Origin of the sequence: Streptomyces sp. PR69 (genome assembly GCF_026420845.1) — a bacterium.
Taxonomy (GTDB): Bacteria; Actinomycetota; Actinomycetes; order Streptomycetales; family Streptomycetaceae; genus Streptomyces.
In genome coordinates, this window is the sequence record NZ_JAOWCB010000009.1 from 236,910 (window position 1) to 244,059 (window position 7,150).

The following is a 7,150-nucleotide window of genomic DNA, read 5'->3' on the forward strand; positions in this document are numbered from 1 at the left end:
GGGGTGGCGCGTTCCTACCTGACACCCAAGCGCGACTGGCGGGCCACATTGCGAGCCCTGGCGAAGCCTGGCGAATAGTCGCTTCGCAACTGACAGGGGGCTACTGTCAACTCAGCCGAGAACCTGGGGGCTTGATGTGAGTGGAGAACCCAACACCCGCCTGAGCGACCTGTTCGGCCTGGCCGGCTGGTCCAAGGGAGAGCTGGCGAGGCTGGTCAACCGGCAGGCGGCGGCCATGGGCCACCCGCAGCTGGCGACCGACACCTCGCGGGTCCGGCGCTGGATCGACATGGGGGAGACCCCGCGCGACCCGGTGCCCAAAGTGCTGGCGGCTCTGTTCACCGAGCGACTCGGCCGTGTCGTGACCATCGAGGACCTCGGGTTCGCACGGAGCGGGCGAACGGGCAAGCGCCGGGACGTTCAAGGGGCGGACAACCCCGACGGACTGCCCTGGGCGCCCGACCGGACGGCTGCGGTCCTCACCGAATTCACGGGAATGGACCTCATGCTCAACCGACGCGGTTTGGTGGGCGCGGGCGCCGCGCTCGCCGCAGGCTCCGCACTCAGCAGCGCCATGCACGACTGGCTGCACACCGACCCCGCACTCGCTCAGGACGCTCCCCGCACCGACAGTCCCCTGCTCGCCGACCCCGCTGGGTACGACCGCTATGAGGCCGCCCCCATCGGGTCGCAGGAGATCGAGGCGCTGGAGCGTTCCGTCGAGGTGTTCCGCGCCTGGGACGCCGCCCGTGGCGGCGGCCTCCAGCGCAAGGCCGTCGTGGGGCAGCTCAACGAAGTGGGCGGCATGCTCGCCTACCGTCACCCCGACCATCTGCAGCGCCGCCTGTGGGGCGTCGCCGCCAATCTCGCCGTGCTCGCCGGCTGGATGTCCCATGACGTCGGCCTCGAACCCACCGCCCAGAAGTACTTCGTCATCGCCGCCCACGCCGCCCGCGAGGGCGGCGACCGCCCACGCGCGGGCGAGGCGGTCTCCCGCGCCGCCCGCCAGATGATCCATCTGGGCCGTCCCGACGACGCCCTGGACCTGATGAAGCTCGCCAAGTCCGGCTCGGGCGACGAAGTCCTGCCGCGCACCCAGGCCATGCTGCTCACCATCGAGGCCTGGGCGCATGCGCATATGGGCCGGGGCCAGGCCATGCGCCGCACCCTCGGCGAGGCGGAGGACCTCTTCGTCTCCGACAAGGGCGATGTGCCTGCGCCGAGCTGGATGCAGACCTTCAAGGACGAGGACATGTACGGGATGCAGGCGCTGTCCTACCGGACCCTGGCCGAGCATGAGCCCGCCGCCGCCAAGCACGCCCAGCACTACGCCGAGAAGGCGCTGGAACTGCGTATCGACGGCCGGCAGCGGTCGAAGATCTTCGACTACATCTCGCTCGCCTCCGCATGCTTCATCGCCGACGACCCGGAGCAGGCCGACCGCTATGCGCGGATGGCGCTGATGTCGATGGGGGAGACCTCCTCGCACCGGACGTGGGACCGGCTGCGGGAGATGTACCGCCTCACCGGGCGGTACTCGGGCTACTCGAAGATCGAGGATCTGCGCGAGGAGATCAAGCTCGCGTTCCCCAGCAGCCCGTCGACCAAGACCCGGGGCGTGGAGATCTAGGAGCTCCGTTCGGAGCCCCGCCCTCACCGACCAATCACTGACCGATCACCGACCCATCAGTCGATCACCGACCGATCACTGACCGATCCGCGCCACCAGTACACAGGCGTCGTCCCCGCGCTCCGCCTCGCCGAACTCCTCCACCACAGCCCGGACGCAGTCCTGAGCGTCCCGGGCTTCGGCGAACAGCGGCGCCAGCGCCAGCAGCCGACCGGTGTCGCACTCCTCCGCCGCACTGGTCCGCGTCAGTCCGTCGGTGTGCAGGACGAGCACATCGCCGGGCAGCAGCCGTACCTCGGCCTGACCGTACTCCGCGGTGGGGGTGGCGCCGAGCAGCACACCCTCGGGGGGAGTCAGCGCAGACCCCGTCCCGCCGCGGAACAGCAGCGGGGCGGGGTGCCCTGCCTGTGCCCAGGACAGCGTGCGCTGAGCCGGCTCATAGCGGCAGCAGACGGCGCTGCCGAGGGCTGGCTGCGCGGAGGCTTCCAGCAGTTGGTTGAGATGAGCCATGAGCTGCCCCGGCGCAATGCCGGCCACGGCCATCCCGCGCAGGGCGCCGAGCAGCATCGCCATCGAGGAGGTGGCGGCCACGCCGTGTCCCGTCAGATCGCCGACGCTCAGCAGGGCCTGGCCGCCGGGCAGCTGCAGTGCGTCGTACCAGTCGCCGCCGATCAGGGCGCTGTCGGCGGAGGGGAGGTAGTGCGCAGCGACGTCCAGCGCGGCCGGGGTGTCCTCGGGGAGCTGGAGGGAGCCGCGCCAGGGCGGCAGCACCGCTTCCTGGAGCTCTACCGCGAGCCGCCGCTCCGTCTGCGCGACATGCTGCTTGCGCTGGAGCGAGTCGCGTGTCTCACGGACGGCGCGCTGGCTGCGCCGAAGCTCGCTGACGTCCCTGAGGACGGCCCACATGGAGGCGGTGGAGCCGTCGGTGTCGAGGACGGGCTCGCCCATCATATGGACCGTGCGAACGCCCCCGTCGGTGCGCACCATGCGGAACTCGCCGTCGATGGGGCGTCCGTCCACCAGACAGTCCGTCACCATGGAGGTGAGCAGCGGCTGATCCTCCGCGAACACCATGGCGGGCAGCTCGTCCAGCGTCATGGGGCCGCTCTCCGGAGGCCGCCCCAGAATCTGGTACAGCTCGTCGGACCAGCTCACCTCGTCGGTGAGCAGATTCCACTCCGCGCTGCCGACCCTGCTGAGCAGCGAGCCGTTGCGCAGGGCGGAGTCCGCCTCGTATGCGGCGAGATCGTCCTGACAATCGTCCTGATGGGAGTCGGGGGACTCGACGGATTCGGCGTGCTCGTGTGGCTGGGGCGCGTCCGCGGGCTGTGCGGGCAGCCCCTCCTTGAGCTGTCCCAGATGGGCGCCGAGGTCGTCGAGGTGATGGACGGCCAGTTCGCACAGGGCGCGCTGCCACCGCCCGTGTGCGTCGTCCTCCCGGTCGACCGCATCCCGGCGTACGGCGTCGACGTCGCCGCGGAGCCGCCTCGCCAGCGAGATCAGCGCATCGACGTCGCCGCGCTCGGGAGGCTGCGGGGCGGGACGGTCCGCGAACACATGGGACGGCATGTCGTACTCCGATACAGGCGCGGCCACGGCCGGGTCTCAACAAAGGACCGGTAACGAGGGTTGCACAGGGAACGAGGGCTCGTAAGCCATTTGGCAACACTCGATCTGGTGGTGCCCAAGACATATGCCATAGGCCCGCAGGCTACTCCGCGGTCTCTGTCCAGGAGAAGAATTCCCGCCGCTCACAGGGGCATAACCGGCCACCCGCGGGTGCGGCAACTCAACCGCACACCGCAGGTGTTGGTGATCGGTCGGATGTTCCCATCCGGAGTCGAACGCTCGGGAGGTCAGCCGCGGGCGAGGGGCGCGGCGCCGAACGACACATCGAAGCGGTCGCACCAGATGCTCACGCTGGTGAGCTTGTCCAGATCGGCGTCCGCGGGCAGGGCGTAGTTCTGGTCACCCTTGTTGCCCTTGAGCTTGCCGAGACTGACGTACTCGCCGTCGTCGAAGACATGCCATCCGGCCTTGCCCTCCTTGACCGGCGCGTCGCTGAGCAGGACCCGCAGATCCGGGCCGTTGCTGGTGTCCAGGTTCTCCAGCCGCAGCGTGCGGCTGCCGTCCGCGAGGCGGAGGACCTTCACCGATCCGGTGGTCGTGTGCTCATGGCTGATGAGCTCCCCCTCCGCCAGCGTCTCCGGCCCGGCGGGAGCGTCGGACGCCGTGCCGCCCGACGCCTCCGCGCCCTCCGCCGTGCCCTCCGCCGCGTCGTTCGCTCCGCCGGCCGGAGCCGCGGTCGGGATCTCGTCCCGTACGGTCTCGTTCACCCACAGCTTCCACGGCTGGAACCAGTACAGTCCCGCACCGGCCAGCGCCAGCCCGACGACGAGCACCGTCACACCCAACGGCCTGCCGAACCACCTGAGCACACGCCCCACTGCCATCTCCTCATTCCGAACCTTCCGGCACCTGACCGGCGACCTCCATTCAACGCCAGGTCAGGGCGGCGATCCCAGCCCGGCCGGATGACGAAAGTCTTACGGCCGGGCCGGGCGGCTCAGCGGGGCGCGACCGGCAGGACGACGCGGCTCAGTCCTGCCCGCACGGTCATCCGCGTCCCCGCGGGGTAGCGCAGGGTGTAGTCATGGTCGGTGGAGATCAGCACCACGCCCAGGCGGTGTCCCTTCTTGAAGACGTAGTCCTGTGGCTGCATATCCCACCGGAGCCGGTACTCACGGCCCTCCGTCACCGGATCGGTGTGGCTGAGCGAGTGCCGGTTGCGGATGTCGAGCCAGCCCCGCGACACGATCTTGAAGTCGGCGGTTTCCGTGCGGTGCCGGGTCCGGTAGGCGCAGCCGGTGTCGCCCGGAATGCCCTTCCCGTAGCAGACCTGCTCGGAGGTGTCGGCCGTCGTGCCGGCCGTGGCGCGGGTGTCGCGTCCGTAGTCGACCAGCAGGGCGGTGACATACGGCGAGGAGCCGTCCAGCGACGCCCGTACGGACAACTCCGGCACGCCGTTGAGGTGCAGTGCGCGGCGCAGCGGGGGCGTGGTGTAGGCGAGGCGGTTCGGATGGGCGGCGTCCGGGCCGGCGGCGAGCGTCTGTGCCGCGACCGTGCGACCCGCGTCCGTCAGCGACTGCCGCACCGGCCGCCCCGGCAGCGGGGCGAGCCCGTCCTCGTTGAGCCGCAGCGTCACCGCGCGGGTGCCGCGCGCGGGCCAGTCGGACTGGGCGCGCCAGCTGAAGTCGGCCTGCTCCACCTCGACCGGCGGGCCTGCCGTCGCCCCGTTGTCCAGCCCGTACAGCCAGTGGTCGAACCACAGGTGCAGCTGGTCGAGCCACTCCTCCATGCGCAGCGGCATGGGGTTGACATGGCCCGCCTGGTGCAGCCACAGCTTCCGCGGCACATCGTGCTCCTTCAGCGCCTGCCAGAGCTGCCCGAAGTGCTTGGTCTTCACATTCCAGTCATTGCCGCCGTGCACCAGGAAGACCCCGGCTCTGATTCCGCCGGCGTCCCGGAGATAGTCCCGCTCCGCCCAGAAGCCGCTCCAGTCCCCGCTGACCCGGTCCTGCCGTGCGGTCAGCCCGTCGATGACCGGCCGGCAGATCTCCCGGTCCGCACGCGTGTTGACGGCCTTCGCCAGGACGTCGGCGTCCTCGCCCTGATAGCCGCCGGGGGCGACCACCCCGCCGCCCGCCCGGTAGTAGTCGTACCAGGAGGAGATGCCGGAGATCGGCACGATCGCCTTCAGCCCCGCCACGCCGGTGGCGGCGACGGCGGTCGGCAGCGTCCCGTTGTACGAGATCCCCATCATCGCGGCGTCGCCGGTCGACCAGTCGGCGCGGACGGGCCGGCCCTCGGGGTCCCAGCCCCGGGCCCGGCCGCCCAGCCAGTCCACGGCGGCCTTCGCGCCGAGTGTCTCATTGCGGCCGCCGGAGGTCGGACAGCCCGTCGAGCCTCCGGTGCCGAGGCTGTCGACCTGGGCGACGGCATAGCCGCGCGGCAGGAAGTAGTTGTCGGTGTATCCCGGGAACGGCACGGAGGGCCCGCTCAGACCGGGGGTGCGGAGGTCAGACGTCAGCCGCCGCCCCGGCGGCAGCCCGTCCTCGTCCAGGTCCACCTCGTGGAAAGGCACATCGCCGATGCCCGCCCAGTACGGGCTCACCTCGATGACGGTCGCGACCTTCAGCCCCTCTTCGGTCTCCCTGGGCCGCAGAATCCTCATGCGCACGGTGTCCCGGCGGCCGTCCCGGTCGCTGTCGGCCTCGGTCTCGACGTCCACCTGCTGCCAGACGGCGTCGGCCCGGGAGAACACCGGCTGGGTGCGCTCGCCGACGATGCTCAGGGCGTGCGCGGTGCTCTCGCCGCCTTCGGCGTGCGCGGCAGGGGACGCCGGAGGCGCGAGCAGCGCCGCCGCCGTGAGCGCGGCGACGCCCAGGCCGCATAAGCCGGCGCGGGCCGTGCGCGGGCGTATTCGCATGCCGCTCTGTCTCGCCATCGTGCCTCCAGAGGCGGGGAAGTGACGGACGGTCACACGGTGTCGCGCGCACATTCCACCGCGTCCGCCAGGCTCCGCGCCAGACCGCGCCTCTCGGGAGCGGCTCCTCGTCCTCCGCGGACGGCGGGCGTCACGCACGGCGGACAGGAAAGCACCGCCACACCCACCGCATGGGGCCGCCCGGCAGGGGTACCCAGGGACGGAGCCCAAAGGAGCAGATCATGCTGATCGCATTCCTGACAGCCCCCCAGGGCGTGGAGCAAGTCGAACTCACCGAACCCTGGCAGGCCGTCCTCGACGCGGGGGACACCCCCCGGCTCGTCTCCACCCGGCCCGGCCGGGTGCAGGCGTACCGCCACCTCGACAAGGCGGACACCTTCCCCGTGGACGAGATCGTCGCCGACGCCACGGCGGACGAGTTCGGGGCGCTCGTCCTGCCCGGCGGGGTCGCCAACCCCGACGCGCTGCGGATGGACCGGCACGCCGTGGCGTTCGTCCGCAGCTTCTTCGACGCGGGCAAGCCCGTCGCGGCGATCTGCCATGCGCCGTGGACGCTCGTGGAAGCCGACGTGGTACGCGGCCGGACCCTCACCTCGTGGCCCAGTCTGCGCACCGACATCGCCAACGCCGGCGGCACCTGGGTCGACCAACAGGTCTCGGTCTGCCACGACGGCCCGAACACCCTGATCACCAGCAGAAGGCCGCACGACCTCAAGGCGTTCTGCGCGGCCTTCACCACGGAGTTCGCCAAGCCGCTGAGGGCTTGACTGCGCTGGCCCTTGCGCCTCAATGGCCGGACGGGCCGGAAATCCAGCCCCGCCGGCGATTGAGGCGCGGGAGCCAGCACCTTCAGCCCCGCCTGGGGGTACCTCTGGGGGTACCCCCGGACGGAGTCTGGGGGAGGTAGCTGGGGGAGTTTGAGGCGCGGGGGTTCGGGGGGCGGAGCCTCCGGGAAACGGGGTCTGGGGCGGAGTGCCGGTTACGGGAAGTGGGGGTCCCCCCACGCCCCCAGG

General features: G+C 71.1%; 5 protein-coding genes. 2 read left to right on the forward strand and 3 right to left on the reverse strand.

Going from position 1 to position 7,150, the window contains the following annotated elements:
• The first annotated feature begins 136 nt into the window (after window positions 1-136).
• A complete protein-coding gene (locus tag OF819_RS12225) occupies window positions 137-1,630 on the forward strand; it encodes a hypothetical protein (RefSeq protein WP_267243473.1) in 1,494 nt (497 codons plus the stop codon).
• A gap of 75 nt (window positions 1,631-1,705) precedes the next feature.
• On the opposite strand, the gene OF819_RS12230 is transcribed toward OF819_RS12225, so the two are convergent.
• The 3 genes from OF819_RS12230 to OF819_RS12240 form a co-directional block, all read right to left on the reverse strand.
• Window positions 1,706-3,199, reverse strand: coding sequence for a PP2C family protein-serine/threonine phosphatase (locus tag OF819_RS12230; protein WP_267243496.1), 1,494 nt, complete (start codon window positions 3,197-3,199; stop codon window positions 1,706-1,708).
• Window positions 3,200-3,486: 287 nt separating this feature from the next.
• On the reverse strand, window positions 3,487-4,083 hold the full coding sequence (locus OF819_RS12235; RefSeq protein ID WP_267243474.1) for a DM13 domain-containing protein: 597 nt from the start codon (window positions 4,081-4,083) through the stop codon (window positions 3,487-3,489).
• Window positions 4,084-4,196: 113 nt separating this feature from the next.
• A complete protein-coding gene (locus OF819_RS12240) occupies window positions 4,197-6,137 on the reverse strand; it encodes a Xaa-Pro dipeptidyl-peptidase (RefSeq protein ID WP_267243475.1) in 1,941 nt (646 codons plus the stop codon).
• A 221-nt stretch (window positions 6,138-6,358) separates the two neighbouring features.
• Between OF819_RS12240 and OF819_RS12245 the strand changes: the two genes are divergently transcribed.
• Window positions 6,359-6,904, forward strand: a complete 546-nt coding sequence (locus tag OF819_RS12245; RefSeq protein WP_267243476.1) for a type 1 glutamine amidotransferase domain-containing protein — start codon at window positions 6,359-6,361, stop codon at window positions 6,902-6,904.
• Window positions 6,905-7,150 lie beyond the last annotated feature (246 nt).

Excerpts from the sequence above, each read along its gene's own strand:
- OF819_RS12230 (WP_267243496.1), bottom strand. The coding sequence starts at position 3,199 with ATGCCGTCCCATGTGTTCGCGGACCGTCCCGCCCCGCAGCCTCCCGAG.
- OF819_RS12235 (WP_267243474.1), bottom strand. The coding sequence starts at position 4,083 with ATGGCAGTGGGGCGTGTGCTCAGGTGGTTCGGCAGGCCGTTGGGTGTG.
- OF819_RS12240 (WP_267243475.1), bottom strand. The coding sequence starts at position 6,137 with ATGGCGAGACAGAGCGGCATGCGAATACGCCCGCGCACGGCCCGCGCC.
- OF819_RS12245 (WP_267243476.1), top strand. The coding sequence starts at position 6,359 with ATGCTGATCGCATTCCTGACAGCCCCCCAGGGCGTGGAGCAAGTCGAA.